At 47.7% G+C, this 20,614-nt stretch carries 11 protein-coding genes and 1 pseudogene; 4 read left to right on the top strand and 8 right to left on the bottom strand.

Annotated features, from left to right (window positions below; genetic code table 11):
- The first annotated feature begins 8 nt into the window (after nt 1–8).
- Nucleotides 9–4,826: a PKD domain-containing protein gene (locus tag AB0L18_RS09380; RefSeq protein ID WP_367392327.1), complete on the top strand. Its 4,818-nt coding sequence runs from the start codon at nt 9–11 to the stop codon at nt 4,824–4,826.
- A gap of 124 nt (nt 4,827–4,950) precedes the next feature.
- Here AB0L18_RS09380 and AB0L18_RS09375 read toward each other — a convergent pair whose 3' ends face one another.
- The 6 genes from AB0L18_RS09375 to AB0L18_RS09350 form a co-directional block, all read right to left on the bottom strand.
- Nucleotides 4,951–5,901, bottom strand: coding sequence for a DUF3078 domain-containing protein (locus AB0L18_RS09375; RefSeq protein WP_367392326.1), 951 nt, complete (start codon nt 5,899–5,901; stop codon nt 4,951–4,953).
- A 35-nt stretch (nt 5,902–5,936) separates the two neighbouring features.
- Entirely contained in the window at nt 5,937–6,788 is an 852-nt protein-coding gene (locus tag AB0L18_RS09370) for a mechanosensitive ion channel domain-containing protein (protein ID WP_367392325.1), read from the bottom strand.
- A 39-nt stretch (nt 6,789–6,827) separates the two neighbouring features.
- Entirely contained in the window at nt 6,828–7,115 is a 288-nt protein-coding gene (locus tag AB0L18_RS09365; protein ID WP_367392324.1) for a hypothetical protein, read from the bottom strand.
- 9 nt (nt 7,116–7,124) lie between these two features.
- Entirely contained in the window at nt 7,125–7,700 is a 576-nt protein-coding gene (locus AB0L18_RS09360) for an RNA polymerase sigma factor (protein WP_367392323.1), read from the bottom strand.
- Nucleotides 7,701–7,890: 190 nt separating this feature from the next.
- The gene (locus AB0L18_RS09355; protein WP_367392322.1) at nt 7,891–12,999 is read right to left on the bottom strand and encodes a tandem-95 repeat protein; all 5,109 of its coding nucleotides are present in this window, start codon (nt 12,997–12,999) and stop codon (nt 7,891–7,893) included.
- Between the two features lie 46 nt (nt 13,000–13,045).
- On the bottom strand, nt 13,046–13,969 hold the full coding sequence (locus tag AB0L18_RS09350; RefSeq protein ID WP_367392321.1) for a hypothetical protein: 924 nt from the start codon (nt 13,967–13,969) through the stop codon (nt 13,046–13,048).
- Between the two features lie 162 nt (nt 13,970–14,131).
- Here AB0L18_RS09350 and AB0L18_RS09345 point away from each other — a divergent pair, with 162 nt between their 5' ends.
- Nucleotides 14,132–15,091 (top strand): ion channel, encoded by a 960-nt coding sequence (locus AB0L18_RS09345; RefSeq protein WP_367392320.1) that lies wholly within the window; start codon nt 14,132–14,134, stop codon nt 15,089–15,091.
- Nucleotides 15,092–15,142: 51 nt separating this feature from the next.
- Complete coding sequence (locus AB0L18_RS09340) at nt 15,143–15,499, top strand: iron chaperone (RefSeq protein ID WP_367392319.1); 357 nt, start codon at nt 15,143–15,145, stop codon at nt 15,497–15,499.
- A gap of 96 nt (nt 15,500–15,595) precedes the next feature.
- On the opposite strand, the pseudogene AB0L18_RS09335 reads toward AB0L18_RS09340, so the two are convergent.
- Together AB0L18_RS09335 and AB0L18_RS09330 are read right to left on the bottom strand one after the other, a co-directional pair.
- Nucleotides 15,596–15,754, bottom strand: a pseudogene (locus AB0L18_RS09335) (GNAT family N-acetyltransferase); the annotation flags it as partial.
- A 240-nt stretch (nt 15,755–15,994) separates the two neighbouring features.
- On the bottom strand, nt 15,995–18,979 hold the full coding sequence (locus AB0L18_RS09330; protein WP_367392318.1) for a T9SS type A sorting domain-containing protein: 2,985 nt from the start codon (nt 18,977–18,979) through the stop codon (nt 15,995–15,997).
- 190 nt (nt 18,980–19,169) lie between these two features.
- Here AB0L18_RS09330 and AB0L18_RS09325 point away from each other — a divergent pair, with 190 nt between their 5' ends.
- Nucleotides 19,170–20,588 carry a hypothetical protein gene (locus tag AB0L18_RS09325; protein ID WP_367392317.1) on the top strand — a complete coding sequence of 473 codons (1,419 nt, stop codon included), beginning with the start codon at nt 19,170–19,172 and terminating at the stop codon, nt 20,586–20,588.
- Nucleotides 20,589–20,614 lie beyond the last annotated feature (26 nt).

Here is a 20,614-nt window from a genome sequence, read left to right as displayed (position 1 = left end):
TGAATACTATGCAACTATTAATACGTCTGTCGCTTCTGACCTTTTTCGGAAGCCTAAGCCTTTCCTTAAATGCCCAATGTATCACCGATGAATGTGGTGATATTTTTGCCGACTGGGCCCTGCTCAGCGAAGAAATTACCGTGTGCGAAGGAGCCACCTTCGAAGTGATCAACCAAACAATCATGCCTGACATCGACTTCTACGTCTGGGATTGGGGCAATGGTGATCGGGATACCGTTTACGAAGTTTCCAATTATTTCTACACTTACCTCTTTGAAGAAGGGACTGCCTGCTCGTCGGGCAATAGTTTCGTCGTCTACAATATAAGCCTGGAAATTTACCGTTTTTGCGCGGAGGGGCAGAGCTGTCATACACAGATTGCTCCCGTGGCGATTCGTTTTAAGCCACGAGCTAATTTTAGTGCCCCTCCGATCGTTTGCGCCGGAGACTCCATCACGCTAACCAACGGTAGCTGCCACGGCACCGAATTCCTTTGGTCTTTTGGCGACGGTACCACTTCCACCGATCCTAATCCTGATCACGTCTTCGACTCCGCCGGCGTCTACGATGTGACGCTTTTAGTGACCAACCAGTGTGGCGTAGATAGTCTCACGCTGCCCGTAGAGGTACTTGACAAACCCTTAGCGGGCAGTACCGCCAACGGCAGTGATGCCGCTATTGGCTGCGTACCACTGACCGTCACTTTTGGCAACAACTCGTCTTTTGCCGATGATTATCTCTGGACTTTTCCCGATAGTGCAGGCGTCATCTTCCTGGATACTTTCAACGCCCAGAGCGCAACCCCAACGGTTGAGTTTACCGTGCCCGGAACCTACACAGTCAGCCTACAAGCCAACAACCTTTGCGGGAGCAGTGAATGGACCACCACCGTCACCGTACTTGCTCCTCCTCTTGCTGATTTAGAAGAAATACCTCCATTCTGTGACAGTGCCAGCCTACAACTGGGAGATTACTTAGTCACGGAAGGAGATATCAGTACGTACAACTGGTCCGTCAATGGGCCTTCCGTACCGATGATCCCAAACGAAGCAAATCCGCTGGTCAATTTCAACCAGGTTGGTGATTACACCATTGACCTCGTGGTCAGTAATGGTTATTGCCCGGATACAAGTGCTAATACCGTGCTTTCTATTCAGGGATCCGAGGTGGTGTTGCTGGAGTTATCACCCCTCGGTCCCATTTGTGATGCTTCCGATCCAGTTTCCTTGACTGCATCCCCCGCAGGAGGATTCTGGTCGGGGCTTGGGATTGACTCTAGTGGTGTTTTCGACCCTTCTGTGACTGGTTTGGGTGCCTTTAATGTGCAGTACCAAATTCTGGACGATGCCTGCGTTTACGGCGACAGCATGAGCATAGAGGTGTTGTTGGGTGAAAGTGTTTCGATTGCTTCAGCACTTACTTTTTGCGAAAACGAGCCGCCGGTACAGTTGGAGTTCAGTCCTACGGGCGGCACTTGGTCAGGAATGGGTATTATCGACGAACAGCAAGGCATCTTTGATCCTGCCCTTAATGGCGCCGGTGCTTTTGATCTTGTTTACAGTTTGCTGGACAGTAGCAACTGTTTACTCCGCAAGGAGACCCTGGTGGATGTACAAGCACTACCTACCTTGGCCGCGCCCGACACCTCGGCTTTTTGTGTGGATGCAGGTACCCTGGTTTTACAAGACGAACTCAACCCCACCGCTATGCCTGGCGGTGGAACATTGAACTGGTCGGGGGATTTTGTTACCGATAGCACCAACGGTACTTTTACCAGCCCTGGCGAAGGCATATATCCAATACAATTGACCTACTCGCTAGCAGCCTGTGCTACAACCATCGATGTCGTTATCACCATTATCGACCCAGAAGAAGCGGTCGTGGGGCCGGATCAAAGCGTTTGCATCAGCGAAGGCCTGATAACACTGACGGGCACTCCGGCAGGAGGCCAATGGGCTGGCCCCGGCATCATGGATCCCTTCTCTGGCCAAGTAGATTTAACCGCAGCGGGACCGGGTGTTTTTGATTACACCTATACCATCGCCGAGGGCAGTAGTTGTGAAGTCAGCGATGCGCTAGTGCTAGATATCCAGGGACCGGGCAACCTCGACGCAGGTACCAATCTGGCTTTTTGCGTAGGAAGTGGGGTGCAAAATTTGCCGACCCCCACCCCGGCAGGCGGTACTTGGTCGGGCCCGGCGTTGACCGATCCCAACCAAGGGCTCATCAACACCGATCAACTCTTGCTGGACACGGTGCATTGGTACCAATACTCGATCACCAACGCCAGTACCGGCTGTAGCTTTGCCGACAGTGTGAGCGTGGAAATTCAAGCCATTCCGCAGGCGTCTTTCAGTGTACCTGACTACGTGTGCACTTCGGCGGATATTCGTTTGGGCGCAAGCCCTCAAGACGGTGTGAACTACACTTGGTTGATTGACGGAATGGAAATGCTAAACGGTGACAGTATAAGTTTTTCCATGACGAATACAGGCACTATTCCGGTGGCACTCACGGCTACCAATACAGCCGGTTGTAGTAGTTCGGCGGATGGAGAGCTGCTCGTAGCGAGCTTGCCAGCCCCCGCCTTCACGCTAGATACGCCAAGGGGCTGTGGCCCCCTCAGTGTCAACTTCACGGATGCCAGTAGCGGTATTGATTTGCAGTACGAGTGGACTTTGGGCAACGGAGAAAGCAGTACCCTAGCCAATCCTCAGGAGGTGTTGTTCGCGGCAGGGCTTTTTGACACGACTTACCATGTGATGGTAGAAGTGAGTAATGCTTGTGGAATTTCGACGGCGATGGATACGGTGACGGTATTGTCGCGACCAGTAGCCGGGTTTGGCATTCCCGTCGATGATGGCTGCGGGCCATTGGAAATCAGCTTTGCCAATACCAGCTTAGGAAACGCCGATAGCTATTTCTGGAACTTCGGTAACGGCTTTACTTCTCAGGATTCTTTACCGGGTATGCAGGTGTACACAACGCCAGATACCGCTGCGACCACCTACCTGATAGAGCTGATTGCCACTAACAGCTGTGGCAGTGACACCAGTTTTCAGGAGCTTTTGGTCAACCCCAGTAATGTCACCCCATTCTTTGGCGTAGACACCACCCAAGGCTGTGTACCATTGAGCGTGAATTTCACCAACTATTCTTCTTTCGGATCATCTGTGAGCTGGAATTTTGGTGACGGGACCACTTCTGACCAAACGAATCCCGTTCATACTTTTGAAGCACCAGGGTATTATACCGTCTATCAGTATGCGCTCACGGCTTGTAGCGAAGATTCGACTTCGATAAATATTGAAGTGCTGCCTAGTCCGGAGGCCCTGTTTAGCCATCCTCCCGTCATTTGCCCGGACCAGGACGTTGCCTTCACCAATGCATCCTCAGATTTCCAGACTGTATTTTGGGATTTTGGGGATGGCAACAATAGTACTGCGATTGATCCAGTCCATCATTATGAGGCACCGGGCACCTACCTGGTAACGATGATTATCAGCAACACGGCATATTCCTGTCAATCGAGTTTTACCAGTACCGTTACGGTCAGGAATAGGCCCGAGAGTATGGTGCTCACGGAGGGTGCCAGTGGCTGTCCGCCATTAGAGGTATGCTTCGATGCCACCGCTACGAACGCTGATTTCTACGAATGGAATTTTGGCGACAGCAACAGCTCTACCAACTTGAACCCTTGCCATACGTTTACCGCATCGGGCTTGTATACCGTAAGTTTTCGAGCTGCAGATGCACAGGGCTGTTTTTCTACCTACGACACCGTCAGCATTGTCGTTTTCGAGGAACCGGAAGCGAATTTTGTCCTCCCTGAAAACGTCTATTGTGGCGAACAGCAAGTGATTGACTTTGTGAACACCAGCACCGGAGCGACTTCCTACAACTGGACCTTTAGCAACGGTATCAGCAGCAGCCTGACCTCTCCCAGCGTCACCTTTTCGGAACAGGGAGAATACAATGTGCAGTTGCAAGTCAGCAACACCTTCGGCTGTGAGGATATTCTTCAACACGACTTCCGTATCATCCCACAGCCGTTAGCGGATTTTGCGCCGATTTTGATTGATGACTGCGCCCCTCAAACCGTCGTTTTTGACAATGCGACGCTCAACGCCACCGACTACTATTGGGACTTTGGCAATGGAGCAATTTCTACGGATGCCAATCCTGTCATCGAATACAATGAAGCGGGCAGCTATGATGTGAGCCTGGTCGCTACCTATGATGGCCTTTGCTTTGATTCCTTACAGCTCAGCGGCAGCGTCAATCTGCTCCCCCGACCAGTAGCAGCGTTTAGCTGGGAGCTGCCTACGGAGGTCTATCGGGGAATTGTGCTTTTCAACAACGAAAGTACGGGTGCCGATAACTATTTCTGGGATTTTGGCAATGGTGCCAGCAGTACGGAAACGAATCCTGTACACGATTACGAACAAAACGGTAGTTGGCAAGTAAGCCTTTTAGCCACCTCGCTGAATGGTTGTGCCGATACTGCTCGGGTAGACGTGGAGCCCGATTTCATGTACGATATTTTCTTTCCCAATGCCCTTTCGCCGGAAAGCGGCAGTGGTGATGTGCGCGTATTTAAACCCGCCGGCATCGGCCTGGCTTCGTGGACATTGGAGATCTTTTCGCCTTGGGGTCAGCGGGTTTTCGTTTCCGAAGAACTCAACGAAGATCAACCCGCCGCGGCCTGGGATGGTCGCTACAAAAACGAAATCCTCCCCCAGGGCGCTTATGCTTACAAAGCCAAAGTGAATTACCTGAACGGGGTACAGCGGATTTACACGGGGAGTGTGACTTTGTTGAGGTGATTTGAGGTCGGAAGTGGGAGGTGGGAAGTGTAAAAGTTGGGCGAGTGTAAGGGTGTAAGCGTTGACTAATTGCCCCTAGTAGCATCAACTACTTCCGACTTCCCACTTCCGACTTTAAAGACGATTACTTCGAAGAAATCGCGTAAGACAAACCTAAGATCCAGTAAGTCTGTAGTGGATTGTCGGTTTTTTCGGCGGCCAGAGCTTCCTGCTTATTGTTGCGAAGACCGAGGTCCAGGCCGATCCCGATACCTTTTACGGCAGTTGAGAAACCGTTGATCCATGTCCAGTTAGACAGATCGCTGCCTTCGTAGCTGGCGAAAGCCGAAAGGTTGGATTTCCAAGCGATACTTTTGGTAAGCTGGCGGGTATAGTCCGCTACCACTTTGGCACCAAGCGAAGACTGGTAATCGAATTCGGCATCTGAGAAAACGAAGTTGTAGTTCAATGGGTGTACCACTACTACAAGGTCTTTGATGGGTGTCCAGGTTGCTCCTACACCAATATCAAGGTAGCCAGGGTTATTGAAACGACCATCGAGAATAGACGTACGGTATTCGCCCAAAGTAGAGATGGCAATTTTGCTAGACAATTTGTAGCCGTATAAAGAGGTAATATTGAAGGCATCAGCCGAAACCTGGAAATCACTATTGTCATCCGGATTATCGCGGTTATCAAACTTCAACCAACCCAGCGTCAGGTTAAGGCTGTTTCTCCAGAAGGCTTTTTCAAAATCAGCGTTAGCAATGCCGGTAGTGGAAAAACCAATGTTTACAGCACTGGTATTGGGTTGATCACGCAATAACCAGTCGTTGAAGGTTGAAAAATTGAGTCCAACGTTGCCCAACAGGCCAGTATCCCAACGTGGGTAAGGCGTCAGCTGGTCCGTCAAACCAGCCACTTCGCTTTTTAGCGCATCTACCTTTCCGGTAAGTTCTTCTAGCTCTCCTTTTAGGGTAGCCAGTTCAGCTGCTTTTTCATCTTTCATTGCTTGTAGCTCTTCGGTTGTTTGAGCTGCAATAGGTTGCCAAGCCACTAGGAGTACAATGGCAAAAAAGGTACATAATCCTTTCATTTCAAAAAATGGTTTAATTAAGAGGTTTCGGAAGTCTAGTCTTCCGTTTCTTCCTTATCCTTCAGCGACATGAACCGCGCGCGTCGGTGAATGATGTATTGATTATCTGACAATTTGCTGAGCGGCACGATCAACTCGCCTTCATTCATCCGCAAGGTCAGCGTAGTTGTATCTATATTGATTACTTCTCCGCGTTGGCCCTCTACAGTAAGTTCGTCTCCCACCACAAAACGGCCTTTGTTATAAAACGCGGCCAACATATTCGACATCAGTGGGCGGGAAGCCAAGCCGTAACCGATGGAAAAAGCGAAAATTACTCCTCCCAAAATAATGGAAATGTTGTTCTCCATAAAGGAGGTTTGCAACTCCGCTTGCTTCAAGGTAATCAAGGCCACATTGAGAAATAAAAAGTAGAACACTACATTGGCCAACAATTTTGCCGAGCTAATCCCCAACGACTCACAGGCTCCTTGTACCATTTTTTTGATCAGATCACAGAAAAGTATTCCGATGAGGAAGACAAAAAATGCGGATATCGCTTTGGGAATATAATTGATAATATCCGTCATCAGATCTGAAATCGCCTCCATGCCCAACACATCTACGGAGGCCATGATAAAGACAAAAAGGATCAAGTAATACACGATCCCGGAAATCATCGAACTGGGCTTGATGTTGATCTCCGTATTGGCGATCAAATCAATATCATTAAGCTTGTCCGCTAGTTTATCAATACCGCTTTTGGCTAATAATTTACCAATTATTCTGCGTAATGCTTTAGCTAGGATTAAACCCACTAAAAACACAACCATGGCTGTCAGCAAGCTTGGAATAACTTCCAACATGGCCATTAATTGTCCCTTAATCGTATTATAAATTTGATCCATAAGCAGTCTAATCTGGGTAGCGGTTTTTACAAAATAATATTACAGGTTCGGATACTTCTTATCGCGTTCTGGTGCAGGGCCAGGATCCAGTCTTCCGCTAGAAGTCGTAGACTCTTCATCGCGCTGGCTATTTGCGCTAGCCATGCCTACTACAGTATCCACGAAATGTGTCAAGTAAACATCGGCGATGCTCCCCAGAAACCTGAAAGTACCAAGGGTGCCGTCCAGGCCGGATTTTATTTTTCTGTCTGTTGGTCCTTCGAAGAAATTACGAATCTGATGATCCTCCATCTCTTCAAAAGGATTGCGCCCCTTTTCATCCATCATTTTTAGGATTTACGATTCCGTGGCAAAGCTTTCTTCCCGAATTTTCCTGGCTCTTTCCTTTGCCCGCTTAATCTGCATTTTAATAGCACTCTCTGATTTTCCAAACTGCTCTGCGATGTCTTTAATCTGCTCTCCATCCTGGTATTTCATCAGAAGAATGGCTCGGTCGCCAGCTTTGAGGCTGTTCATTACCTTCTCCAACTGGACCAGGTTGAGCTCCAGCATCTCTTTATCCGGAATATTGTCTTCTGCCATATCTGGAGCTTTTTCCATCTCGTCAGAAAACACGGCTTTTTCTTTCTTTTTCCTCCTGATGTAATCAATACAGAAATTGTAAGTGATTGAATACAACCAAGTGGAAAATTTCGACTGCTCGTTGAAGCGGCCCAGGTTGAGAAAGATTTTTGTAAAAATCTCTTGGGTAGCATCTTCGGCCAAGGCAGTGTCTCCTAAGAGCGTCAAGCACTTGGCGTAAACTTTTCCGGAATAGCGCTGGTACAGCAAATTAAAACAACGTGATGCCTGGGAGTCCAAGTAGTTATGGATCACCTCAAGGTCTTTCATCTGTGCATTACAAGCGGACATGCATTACTTACTTTTATCAGCGCCTTCTGCACAAATGAATTTGGACTTTAGACGCGAATTGATGCAAAAGATACAGGTAAAGGTTAATTTTTTTTAGACCTAGGCACGGAAATGTTAAGAACTACTTAAAACAATGCTCAATTTTGCTACAAAAGTAACAACATTATTCAATATCTGACGCTAAAGACTTTTACTGCCTCCATACTACTCCAAGGCCCCATTGAAATGCATTTCCCCAGACTGCTTTTGCTTGCAAATTCCACGTTTGATGAAGCGCTGGTTGCCACTCCCCTTGCACCTCCCATTGCCAACCCAGTGCAGTGTCCGCCAAGTACGCTGGGCCGGTGCTCCAACGCCATGTGCCCGCGCCGTTCTGCCTTTCTTGACCGTAGTAAAAACCAGTGTACAGAACGGGCATTAGCTTTTCCTCCATTGAATACCGGTGTGCTTCCGTAAGGTTGAATTGGTAGAAATGGTCCTTATGAGAATAAACCAGCTGCAAGACTGGTCGCCAACGCGGTTGGAGAATAGGCGATCTATTGCTGCTAGCAGGTTCCATTTCTTTGGTAGCAAAGAACAATGCCGAAGGTTGCCAGCCGATGCGGATTTGGAGGTTACTCACCAACTCTACAGTAATGGTATTCGAAGTACAGCCATTGGCATCAGTGACAAAAATGGTATACATTCCAGCACCTAAATTTTCGGCAGTGTAGGGCGCTCCACTGGAAACCCCTACTTCCATGCCATTGATATTTACCTGATAAGGGCCTGTACTGAGCTGGTCAAAGCTGAAGCTAATGCTACCATCCATCGCCCCACCTCCCGAAGGCTGGGTGATGCCGCTCAGATTAATCAATGGCAAACTCGGATCAGGCACTACCGCCATAATGGATTCGGTGCAATCCACCCCAATATTTTGGTTGTAAGCACTGATGGTATAGGTACCACTACTGATGACCATGTAGTCACTAATTGACATCAAGCCCATCGTTATGTTACTGAGTTCCGTTACTCCTCCGCCGGGAGCAGTGATCGTAACCGCGTAGAGCCCCGGGGCATTTCCGCTGAGTAAAAACTGAACATCCCCGTCTTGATTACAATCTGGCGGAGTCACGAGTAATTCGCTGATGTAGTCCGCAGGACTTTCTGTGATATTAAAGGTGAAAGATAAAGGACAACCATCCGTTGTGTCGGTGATGGTGAGGGTATGCTCTCCTGCGGGCAAATTGAGCACTTGGCTGGTATCTACCCCATTCGACCAGGCGTAGGTGTAATTATCTCCAGCAGGACTGACGGTCGCAGTCACACTACCATCGTTGTAACCACAGCTGGCTTCTGTTTGGGAGAATGTAGCCGTAAAATCACAATTAGGAGGCCCAATCTCAATGGTGACGATGCCCTGCTGCACTTCGTTGCAAGCATCGGCCGCCGAATACACAAAACTGGCAGCACCTGTGGCACCATCACTGGGCGTAAAAAGAAAATCACCGTTGCTACTTAAGTCCACTGTTCCGCCTGTCACTTCCAACACTTCCAATACCTCAATTAGCAACCCTTCATCATTGAGTAAAACGTTGTTGATAAATGGCGTTTGAAACGGCGTGGTATAACTATCGTCATTCACCACAAAAGGCGGGGAATTGTCTTCTACTTCCGCAAACGTCTGCTCATTACACGAAAAACCTACCGAGACCGGATACACCAGTAAGTCGTACACACCGCTGGGGAGGTTTACCAAATCACCAAGATTTGAAAATCCGGAAGGGATCGTCACCTCACTGCTCCCACTGGGGCCATTGATAATTACCACAAGGTTACCATTGTCAGGTGCCGTGACCTCTATGATAATGGAGCCATTTCCTGCACAATCGCCAGGAGCAGTACTAAGACTATCTACAAACAAAGGCGCTGCTTGCATAACCGTAGCGGACAGTTCTTGCGTACAAAACCCTCCGTTGCTAGTAACCGTGAGGGAATAATCAGCGGCGGGCAGGTTGCTAATCGAGGCACTGGTAGCACCGTTCGACCAGTTGTAAGTATACATTCCGGGAGGATCAATACTACTGCTGATGCTTCCCGAATTCAAGTCACAAGTAGCAGGAGTCACCTCCAGCGTCACCTCAAAATCGCAGCTGGGTGCCTGCACCAGGATCATGACTTCGGCTTGAGCCGTCGCGCCGCAGGCATCCTGGATGGTATAAATGAAACTTGCCATCCCGGTAAACCCTGCTGAAGGCGTAAAAGTGAAGGTCCCGTCTGCCGCAAAAACAACACTCCCTCCAGAGGCTTCTTCGGTACTGATCATTGTGGGAACTAAGCCACTATCGTTGGTGATTACGTTGCCATCGACGGGTGTTTGCCAGGCCGTCGTGTAGCTGTCATTATTGGCAGACAAGGCCGGGGTGTTATCGGGAATCAGCAAGCTGATGGTTTGACTACAAGAAGGGCCAGCCGTTTGAGAAAAAAGAGTGATAGAATAACTGCCCGAACGCAAATTGAAGAGCTCATTCAAATTGCTTACGCCCGAAGGCAAGCTGATCGTCTGGTTGATACTTGGCCCATTGAGTACCCCGTTCAGCAGGCCTCCATCTGGGGCGTTGAGGTCGAGTTGGATATTCCCACCACCGAGGCAAGTGCCAGCTGTGGTAGTAGTATTATTGAAGTAATTGATGGGCAACTGAGATACAAATACACTGTAAGACTGGTTGCACAAACCACTGTTACTCGTGACCGTGAGAGAATAAAAACCAGCCGTTATGCCATTGAGTGAACTGTTGCTACTTCCATCGGACCAAGAGTAAGTGTAGGCTTCATCTGAAGGGGTGACCAGTGTTGTGATGGCGCCGTTGTCAAACCCACAATTTGCCGGCTGGGTATTCAGGCTAACCGAAAAATCACAGCTGGGTGCCCCCACCGTGATCACCACACTCGCGCTGGTCGTTTCTCCACAGCTATCCAGGATGAGATACGAAAAACCGCCCATCCCCGTAAATGTCTCATCGGGCGTAAAGGTGAAGCCCCCACCAGCCGTAAACACTACTTCTCCTCCTGTAATTTCAGTTACATTGATCACCTCAATTTCCAGACCTTGGTCATTGATCAAAAGGTTACCCCCGATAGCCGTCTGGAAAGGAGTGGTGTAGAAGTCGTTGTTTGCCACGATGAGGGGTGTATTGTCTTGCACCGCAACGCTGACAAGTTGGCTACAAGCACTACCTGCCATTTCTGGATACACCCCGAGGGAATAATTACCGGCTGGTAAATTGGTCAGCGTATTCACGGCAATGGTTCCGGTGCCTACACTGAAGGTTTCTGTTCCTAAGGCACCAGTCAGCTCTAAGGTCAGGGGGCCAGGGGCAGGAGAAGTCAGCGTCAAGGTAATGTTGCCTCCCCCCAGGCAATTGCCGGGAGTCGTACTCACATTACTGATATAGCTCCCCACCATTTCCGCAACCGTGGCGGCATAGGTATACTGACAGAGTCCGCCATTGCTAGTGACGGTAAGCTGGTAATCTCCGGGAGGCAGCTGCTCAATATTCGCGGCTTCGGCACCATTGGACCAGCTGTAAGTATAGGCCCCTTCCGGGGAAACACTGGTGCTGATGCTTCCATTGGACAGTCCACAATCGGCAGAACTGGCTTGCAGTACGACATTAAAATCGCAATCTGGAGGGCCTACTTCAATACTCACTGTTCCGCTCAGGCTGACCCCACAAAGGTCAGTGATGGTGTAGGTAAAGCTGATGGTTCCCGTAAAATTAGCAGGCGGGGTGTAGGTGAAGCTTCCATTTTCGTCGTAAGTGAGCGTTCCGTCTCCAGGTGTTTGTAATGCCGTAATGGCAATCGACATACCGCTGTCGTTGTTCAAGATATTCCCACTGACGGGCGTTTGAAAAGGCGTGGAATAACTGTCGTTCATCAACATCGGCAACACGCTGGTATCGGCGATATTGATAGCCGTTTGCAATACACAACCTTCTCCGGCATTTTGCGGGTACACGGCAATGGTATAATCACCAGGAAAAAGATTGGTTGAGTCACTGAGCATGGTTACGCCCACGGGCAAGACAAATTGTTGCTGACCGCCAGGCCCGATGATCGTCGTCACCAAAGGCGCTGATCCAGGGGCGTCTAAATCAAGGGTGATCTCTCCTCCGCCAGTGCAATCACCGGGAGCGCTGGTTACGGAATTGATATAAACAAAGGTTGCTTCGGCAATAGTGCTTGTAAAGGTAGCTACGCACAGCCCACTGTTGCTGGTAATGGTCACGGAATAATCTCCCGGCAATAACCCTTCCAGATTTTGACTTTCCGCTCCATTGGACCAACTGAAGACGTAGTCATCCGCGGGGCTCATGTTGGTCGTAATAGTGCCATTGGCCAAACCACAATCGGCGGGCGAGGGCGTCAGGGTGGCAGAAAAATCGCAATCAGGTGCGGCGATGATGATGGTTATCGTGGCGGAGGCTTGTTGCCCACAATCATCTTCAATGGTGTAAGGAATCGTTATTGTACCAAAGAAATCGGCCGCGGGTATAAAGCTTAATAATCCATCTTCGCCAAGCTCAAAAGCACCGCCAGTCACGGGTGGTGTAAAATCAATAATTCTGAGATTATCCCCCTGGTCATTGGCCAGTACATTGCCCGAAATCGGGCTACCAAATGTTGCATTAAAGCTATCGTCTTCCGCTGAAATAGTGGGCCGCTCAATGGTAATGGAAATATTATTGACGGCTGAATTACCCAAAGAATCGCTGACTGTGATGGAAAAAACAAACATCTCCTCGTCGCCATAGTCGGTAATCACCAAGGCATTCGTACCAGACAACACGACGGTGGCTGTACCGGTGACGCCAATAGCACTGATCAGTATCCCGCTTCCTTCGTCATTCAACAAGGGCTGGATCGTAAAAGGCGGCAGGCAAGGCAAGGTAAATGCATCGTCCCTAACAACTAGTGAATCAGGCATTGGGCCAGGATCAGGTCCCGGCCCCGGAACGGTATCTTGTGGTGGTGCTTCTTCTTCCTGCAAAAGGAGATAAGTAACTACACTTCCCCCCAGGATACCACCTCCGAGAGGAATCCAAAAAGGCACTTTCTTCTTAAGGCTGCTGGCTTGAGCTGGCTGCAAAAGGCCTGGCTTCATGCGCGAGCCGGTGAGTTCGATGCTGGCCCAGGGGTCTTGCTCATAAGCATTGACGTTGCTACTGTCGACAGGAGTATCAACAACTTGAGCAACCAACGGAGTGCCACTGAACAAAAGCAATATAAAAAAAGCGAGGTAGTTGTATGTTTTCATAGGGTACGTATCAAAGAAAAAAAGGAAAACCGTTCTTAGAAATTGCTTATTTCCATACCTGGGCAGCAGCACCTGTAGCTAAGAATGCGGCCCAGAAATTATCCATCCCGGTTGTGAATTTAGCTTGCTGCGCTGGCGGCAAACTACTGGCCAAAGTGCCCGTGCGCTCCTGGTATTCCTGCAGTACCTTGGCCTCGAAGTCATCCCGTGTATAAGCAGAACCGGTTAAGTGGGCCATAAAAATCCACACGCTCTGCTGAATGATGGCTTCCCGTTCTTTCAATGCATCTCCCTGAAAAGGGGTTGGATAGCTTTCCTGAATAGCAGGCGTGGCCGCCTCAATACGTTCCACCATCGCTACCAACATCGGGGCAATTCTTGCCATATCTACAGATTTATCTACCGTGCCACCGATAGGTGTTGTAGTACCCGGATAGGTGATCTGGAGGCTTGCTTTCCTGTCGGGCTGCTGCGCATTGAAGCCAGGCAAATTCTTCAAAAAACCTATATAGGCAGCATTAAATGCGGGGAGAACTGTGCCGGGTAAGATGGCCGTCGTCTCTTCTGGAATTGTCTTACCATTCACAACGGGCAACCATTCCTTCACGGGCAGCAAGGCGCGCCCTAAAGGAACAGGCGGACGGTGTACATCAATACAAAAACCCGTAATCGCGATCTCTACGGATGCTCCGGCCTCGATACGAATACCTGCGGGAATACGCCCAACGTAGCTTTGGTACGTTTGCAGGGCAGGAAGCAAAAAGGACTGCTCCCTCACCGTCACTTCGTTGGCGGTGTTGTTTTTAACGGTCAGTGTAGCAATGTGGCCCGTCGTTTGACCGGTACCAAAAGCTACCAGCGAAAATTTTTCAGCAGGAGATGCTTGTGGCAAAGTTTCCGTCGTTTGTGCCGACAAAAGACCATTCGATAGTAAGAATAATAAATAAATAAGAACGATTGCAGCTCTCATTGACAGACGATTTTACGATATTGGCAAACTAGTACAAAACAACTAGTTATGCAGATTGTATGTTAAATTAGATTACGATAAGAAAGGAAGATAGTTTCATCTCCGGCAAATACCTTGTCGTCTGTAAAGGAGTCTAAAATTACTAAATTTACCTCAACCATCATGAACATTCCAGGGTTCAACCGCAAATCCGGCTCCAAGGGAGGTCCTGAGCTTCAGGATCCTGGCTTTGGCACCCAGATTACGCATTCTGCCGATCGGTTGATTAATAAAGATGGTTCTTACAATATCATCCGCGAGGGGCAGCAGGTCTGGACGGCTTACCAGAGTTTGATAGAGATGAGCTGGTCACACTTTTTCCTCTATGTTGTCCTTTATTACCTTGCGGTAAATTTTTTGTTTGGCATTGGGTTTGTGCTGATTGGTGTAGAAAAATTATCCGGCGTCATCGCCAACCACTGGGTGGATGACCTCGCCGAGGCTTTCTTTTTTAGTGTGCAAACGTTTACGACGGTAGGCTACGGGGCCGTCAACCCTCAGGGAATCGCCGCCAATTTACTAGCATCAGCCGATGCTTTGGTGGGGCTCATCTCTACTGCACTCGCTACCGGGCTTTTCTTTGCCCGTTTCTCCAAAGCACAGTCACAGTTGATTTTTAGTAAGGACGCGCTGATCTCCCCCTACCGCGACAGTGAACACCTGAGTTTTCAGTTCAGAATTGCCAACTTACGCAATAGCCGGATTATCAATTTGCGCGCCAGCGTCATTCTTTCCTGGGTGGAAGACGACGAGATGGGCAACGCTACGCGGCGATTTTTCACGCTACCTCTCGAACGAGATCAGGTAAGCCTCCTCCCTTTGAATTGGACAATCGTTCATGTGATCGACAAAAAAAGTCCCATTTTGAATTGGGAACCCCAGGATTTTACTCGCCAACAAGCCGAGGTGATCATTTTCATCGAAGGTTTCGACGAATCGTTCGGACAACGCATCCACGTCAGTAGTTCCTATACTTGTCGCGAAATTCGCTGGAATGCCCGCTATCTGCCCATGTACTACCCTCGCTCGGGAAAGACCGTCTTGAACCTTGATGCCATCCACGAATTTGAATTTTTACCATAATTGGATTTACCTTTCGCATAAAAGTAGTGTTCACCTAAAAAATACGCCACCATGACCAACAAAGTAGATCAGTACATTTTAAAATTCCCAGCGGAAACACAAGAAATTCTACAGCAAGTCCGGCAGCTCATCAAAACTACTGCACCTGATGCCGTCGAAAGCATTGCGTATGGGATGCCTGCCTACAAAACCCACGGTAAGCCCTTGGTGTACTTTGCCGGCTACAAAAACCACCTTGGCTTTTATGCTACGCCTACGGGGCACGAAGCTTTCGCCGAAGATTTATCGGCTTACAAGCAAGGCAAAGGCTCTGTACAGTTTCCCCTTGACCAAGCTATTCCCTATGCCTTAATCAAGCGGATCGTCGCATTTCGGGTAGCGGAGAATTTGGAAAAAAGTACACGGTAGTGGAAAACGTCAAGACTTCCATAAAGCCCACCTGTGGTACCAGCATATCCGGCAGGTAGCTACCAAGTGAAACTTTACGAAGCAACTAGTCTCCTACTACCTAAGTTTCTTCCAAAACACCACCCCATCTTCCCCAGCCTTATAGAAATCCCGAATTCGAGCTTCTTCTGTATAGCCGACCTGGTGATAAAACGAGCGGGTACGCTCAAACTCCGGCAAGCCTGAAGTTTCGACGAGGAGTATTCTTGCGCCTTGCCCACAGAAGGGTCCTCCATAAACAAAGTGAGCCGCCCGAATGGGGCGGCTCCTACAACAAATCATAATCTCATGAAAAAAAGACGACCTAAAAATCTTTGGTCACACCTGTTAGACGTACTCTTTAAAGCTTTGTCACACAGGGTGTTTATATTTAAATAATTACCTTCTCGTTGGGTTGGTTCCCCGCCTTAGCGGGGAACCGTTTCAAAAACTTTTGGGATTATGCCTACTAGACCGCTACTGGACTAGTAACTTACCTGTCTGAAGAATCTGCTTATCGGTATATATTTCTATGAAATACAGGCCGGCTGGCAAATTGTTCCTTTGTAAAGTGAAGCTGGTTCCGCTGAATTTCTCCCGGCGTAGTTGGCGCCCGGCGGCATCACGAATAACCATCTCCAGCTGGTTGCATTCACAGTCATCGATAGTGATGATGGCTGATGAATGGAAGGGGTTCGGTTGAACCCGTATGTTGAGTCCTTCTCTTACCGGCGGTTCCGTCAGTTCGACTGCTAAACATCCTTCAACGAGGAAGTCTTCGCAAGCCAATGAATAACGGATGCTGTTGGTAATATCCGGAGCAACGTAATCAAAGTAGACAGCAGCACGATTTTCAATAACCGTTCCAATGGGTAAATTTGGTTTTTGGGATAAAGTAAACTTTACGTAACCCCTGGAATCAGTCTCCGATCCGCTGCTATCTGCGGGAATCAAGTTTAAATCGTTGAAGGTGATCTTAAGAACGCCGCTGTTGTAAATTTCAAAAGTATAGGGATGACTTGCGGGTCCTACAGCCAAAGTGGCTAAATCCAATTCCTCGGGAAGTGTATCCCGAATCACCAGGCGATTTAAAGTATCACTTTCGGTATTGGCGAATAAAACGGTGTATTCAATATCGGTGTTCGTCGTAATGATCGAATCTTGGTAGCCTTTGGGATGGCCTATTAAAACGTTCGCCGTACCGAGCGTGCTTAAAATTTCTTGCACATTTATGTCAACATAAGGATCCTGATCGTTTTCAGGAAACTGGGTCACCTGACCCGTTGTGTATTCTTCTTGGCCTTCCTGGGTACAACCTTCGACCACTACTGTGGGATAATTGTTGCCTGGGTGGCCTTGAACTTGCTGTACAATGAAGCGGTAAGTAGAACCTATTGGATTAGGCTGTATACCACCTATTGGAACTTCCATTTCTTCTCCCGGGTTCAAAATATCAACCCCGGTATCATCCTGGCCTTCCAGAAAGAGTACTTGATCTTCAACAATGACGAAGCCAAGTCTTTCACTGGTAGGAGCTGTTCCTACATTCTTTGCGGTGAAGATGATATTGTTATCCTCACAGCGCCCGGTCACCTGGATGCTCGACATATCCCAGTTGGGATCAATCGGGCCGCAGTATCCGTTGGGGTAGATGTTGGTACTTACGATCACTGATTGTAAGTCTTGAACATCTCCGCAAGCAACATCTACCGTGATGGTAAAGCTTCCACAAGTAAGCGGAGCGAGATCGCCCAAGCGTACAATGATGGAGTTGCTTGTTTCCAGGGAAGTATCTACACTGGCCGTCACGTAAGTGAGTTCGTCGTCCAGAAAGATTTCTACGTAAGCATCGGTAGCTGTCGCTGAACCATCGTTGCAATATTCTACCAGGTAATCTACCTGGGTACAAGCTCGCAAGGGCCCAACTCCTGTTTCAACACTGAGAACAGGACAAGCTTCCGGAATGCTCCGTACCGGAAAATTGTAAACCAAAGAGTCATAAGTGGCCGTGAAATTGACTGGAAAACTTGCTGGTGAGCAGATATTCCAGGCGTCGTTCTTAAGCAACAGGCTTACTGTGTAGTTGCCGATGTCTACCGGGATACTGTAATGTCCATCTTCATCAGTGGTTCCGATGAAACGACCATTGTCTCCCTCCACTGCTACCAGCCAATCCTTTAGCGGAATGTCACCATCCTCAAAAGGATTACAACCATCCTGCGACCAGAATACTTTGCCTTGTAGCAAGTTGGTAAAGTAGTTGCCTTCGCCATCCACCCTGATAATGCTCAGGTCATTGATGAAACCTTGGCTGAGACTGTTATAACCGGCAATGATAAAGCCATGATCAATAGTCTCTACTACATCTACACCAAAGCGCCAATCGGAAAATTCTTCGCTCAGATTACGTTGCCAGATTAAATCTCCGGTTGGAGACATTTTTAGCAACAAAATCTCTGGTGTACTTTCGTTGAGTTCAGAATAACCAGTAGCAACAATGCTACCATCTTCCAACTCTGTTACACCGTACAATTCCTCTCCGAAGAGGCTAACCTCAAGTTCACGTGTCCAAAGTGTATCTCCGTTGAGATCACTCTTTATAATATAAGTGTTGTTGAAGTTATTCGAAGAACCAACCAGTAAAAGGTTACCATCTTGGGTCTTGATTAAATCATTAACATCTTCATTATTTTCCTGTCCATCTCCGTAAAAACGTGCGGCGATTTGATTACCCGCAGCATCTATGCGATAGATGGCAACATCATTGTCCGGAAAATTTCCGCCATTCTTTACGTTCGCTGCAAAAGCATAACCACCAGCAATTTCCACGATGCCTTGACCAGCATCAGGATAGGGTGTACCGTAGATACGGCGCCACTCTTCCTCGGCATTGGCATCCAGCTTGATGACCAAAATATCTGACTGATCAATGGCTGGGTTTGCACTTACTCCGATGATCGCATAACCACCATCACTGGTGCGAATGATTTCCCGGCCACTTTGAAAGAAACCGTCATTCTCGAAACGAGAAGATGATATTACATTGCCTAAAGGATCAACCCGCAACAGATACACTTCGCTGGGTGTTCCTGACAAATTACCATCTGCTTCGTTGATATCACCTAGGATCAGTAAGTCTCCGTCATCCAGTAAAATAATATCGTAAGCATGCTCGATGTAACCTTCGTCGTAGATTCTTTCCCACAGTGGGGTACCATCTACATCGGTGCGAACTAAATAAATGTCAAAATCATTGTCGCTGCCAAACGACTCACTATAGCCAACTGCAACATAGCCTTCGTCGATCGTTTGGAGAATAGCGGTACCGTAGTCTTCGTTATCACCTCCAAACGTTGCTTCCCATCCTTGCGCTAAAGCCGACTGACCGCATAAAACAAGTACCAAAGCTATGGTGAAGCTTTGCACTATGTTAAGTAGTCGATGAGCCTTTGCTCGTTTCATTAGCGCTTGAATTAGGTCGTTTGCTTCTGTTGACATTACAAAAGTGCCCCATTGACTAAACGAAAACAAGGACAAAAAAGCTGTTTTGTTGAAAAAAAACTTATTTTTACAGTTCATAAAATGAAATAATAACCTGATAAACAGTCATTTACTATAAATTTAATTGTTGACTATTTTTAGCCATTTTTTTATGAAAAATTCTACAATTATTCCGGTTTTAAAAACCCTCGACAAAAAAGAATGCCGAGAATTCACTAAATGGCTGGCGTCTCCCTTCTTTAATCAACGTCAGGATGTCATAGATTTGTTCCAATATCTGACCTCAGGCCAGCATCTTGATGAAGAAAAGTTCTTGCTCAAAGAACGAATTTACCGAAAACTCTTCCCAAAGGAAAGCTATGATGATGCTAAGTTCCGACAAACCGTACACTTCCTTTATAAGCAGCTGGAACAGTTTATTGCATACAAAGAGATTGAAAGCGATGAATATGCCTATCCTGTTGCCTATCTAAAAGCCCTCCGAAAACGCAAGGTGCCGCGGGTTTTCCTCAATAAATACAACGCGATGAAACGACAAGGGCTCGGCAGTAAATCTTTAGACAGCACTGGCCTCAAACATTCTTTTGCCCTTTACGATGAATATTCCTCCCTACTCGTTGAGATTGATCGCACCAAGGATATCCATCTTCAAGAAAGTATTAGCGCCTTCGATACGCTCTTTATTGCGGAAAAACTTAAACATGCTTGTCTGGCACTCTCGCACCAGCAGGTTTTTAAGACCGAATACGAGAGCAAGTTTCTCGAAGAAGTCATCACTACGGTTGAAGCCGATCCCCAGTTGCAAACCTATCCTGCTATTGCCGTCTACTATTATGGTTACCTGATTCAGCGCAAGGATCAAGACAGCGATGAACATTATTTCTCTCTCAAAACAACTTTACAGCAACACGCGGAGGTGTTTTCAGAATCAGAATTACGCGACATCTACCTCATGTCTCTCAATTATTGTATTCAGCGGATGAACAAAGGTGCGGCTCCTTTTGTGCGCGAAGCATTTGAAATCTATCAAGATACCTTTCAACAAGCTATCCTATTAGAAAACGGTGTGCTCTCCCGACGCACCTACCTCAATGCCATTTTGATTGCTATTCGCCTCAAGGAATACGATTGGGTAGAAAAAGCGATCGAAGAATACACCCACTATGTAGAAACCGATTATCAAGCGTCCTTTCGCGATTACTGTGAGGCTCGCCTCGCCTTTGAGCGCCAAAACTATTCACAAGCTCGTAAGCTCCTCATCTATTTCGACTCCAACGACATTCTCATCAGCTTAATGGGTAAAACCATGCTTTTGAAAATCTATTACGAAGAAGACGAGTACGATGCGCTGGAATCATTATTAGAAAGCATGAAAACTTATTTAAAACGTAAGAAAGTTATTGGCTACCACAAAGATGTTTTTCAAAACATGCTCAAATACACCCAAAAGCTGGTACGAATCAACCCTTTTGACAAAGACAAAAGAGTAGCCCTACGCCAGGAAATCGAAGGAGCTAGCCCCCTTACCGAAAGACCATGGTTATTGGAGCAAATTGATAAAATGGGGTGATGGGGGATGGTTGGATGGGTTTAAAA

The organism is Lewinella sp. LCG006, assembly GCF_040784935.1.
Taxonomy (GTDB): Bacteria; Bacteroidota; Bacteroidia; order Chitinophagales; family Saprospiraceae; genus Lewinella.
This window is presented reverse-complemented; position numbering and strand designations above follow the sequence as displayed.

What these genes read in the sequence shown, in the direction of transcription:
- AB0L18_RS09380 (WP_367392327.1), top strand. Translation starts at nt 9, where the DNA reads ATGCAACTATTAATACGTCTGTCGCTTCTGACCTTTTTCGGAAGCCTA.
- AB0L18_RS09375 (WP_367392326.1), bottom strand. Translation starts at nt 5,901, where the DNA reads ATGAAAGGATTATGTACCTTTTTTGCCATTGTACTCCTAGTGGCTTGG.
- AB0L18_RS09370 (WP_367392325.1), bottom strand. Translation starts at nt 6,788, where the DNA reads ATGGATCAAATTTATAATACGATTAAGGGACAATTAATGGCCATGTTG.
- AB0L18_RS09365 (WP_367392324.1), bottom strand. Translation starts at nt 7,115, where the DNA reads ATGATGGATGAAAAGGGGCGCAATCCTTTTGAAGAGATGGAGGATCAT.
- AB0L18_RS09360 (WP_367392323.1), bottom strand. Translation starts at nt 7,700, where the DNA reads ATGTCCGCTTGTAATGCACAGATGAAAGACCTTGAGGTGATCCATAAC.
- AB0L18_RS09355 (WP_367392322.1), bottom strand. Translation starts at nt 12,999, where the DNA reads ATGAAAACATACAACTACCTCGCTTTTTTTATATTGCTTTTGTTCAGT.
- AB0L18_RS09350 (WP_367392321.1), bottom strand. Translation starts at nt 13,969, where the DNA reads ATGAGAGCTGCAATCGTTCTTATTTATTTATTATTCTTACTATCGAAT.
- AB0L18_RS09345 (WP_367392320.1), top strand. Translation starts at nt 14,132, where the DNA reads ATGAACATTCCAGGGTTCAACCGCAAATCCGGCTCCAAGGGAGGTCCT.
- AB0L18_RS09340 (WP_367392319.1), top strand. Translation starts at nt 15,143, where the DNA reads ATGACCAACAAAGTAGATCAGTACATTTTAAAATTCCCAGCGGAAACA.
- AB0L18_RS09330 (WP_367392318.1), bottom strand. Translation starts at nt 18,979, where the DNA reads ATGAAACGAGCAAAGGCTCATCGACTACTTAACATAGTGCAAAGCTTC.
- AB0L18_RS09325 (WP_367392317.1), top strand. Translation starts at nt 19,170, where the DNA reads ATGAAAAATTCTACAATTATTCCGGTTTTAAAAACCCTCGACAAAAAA.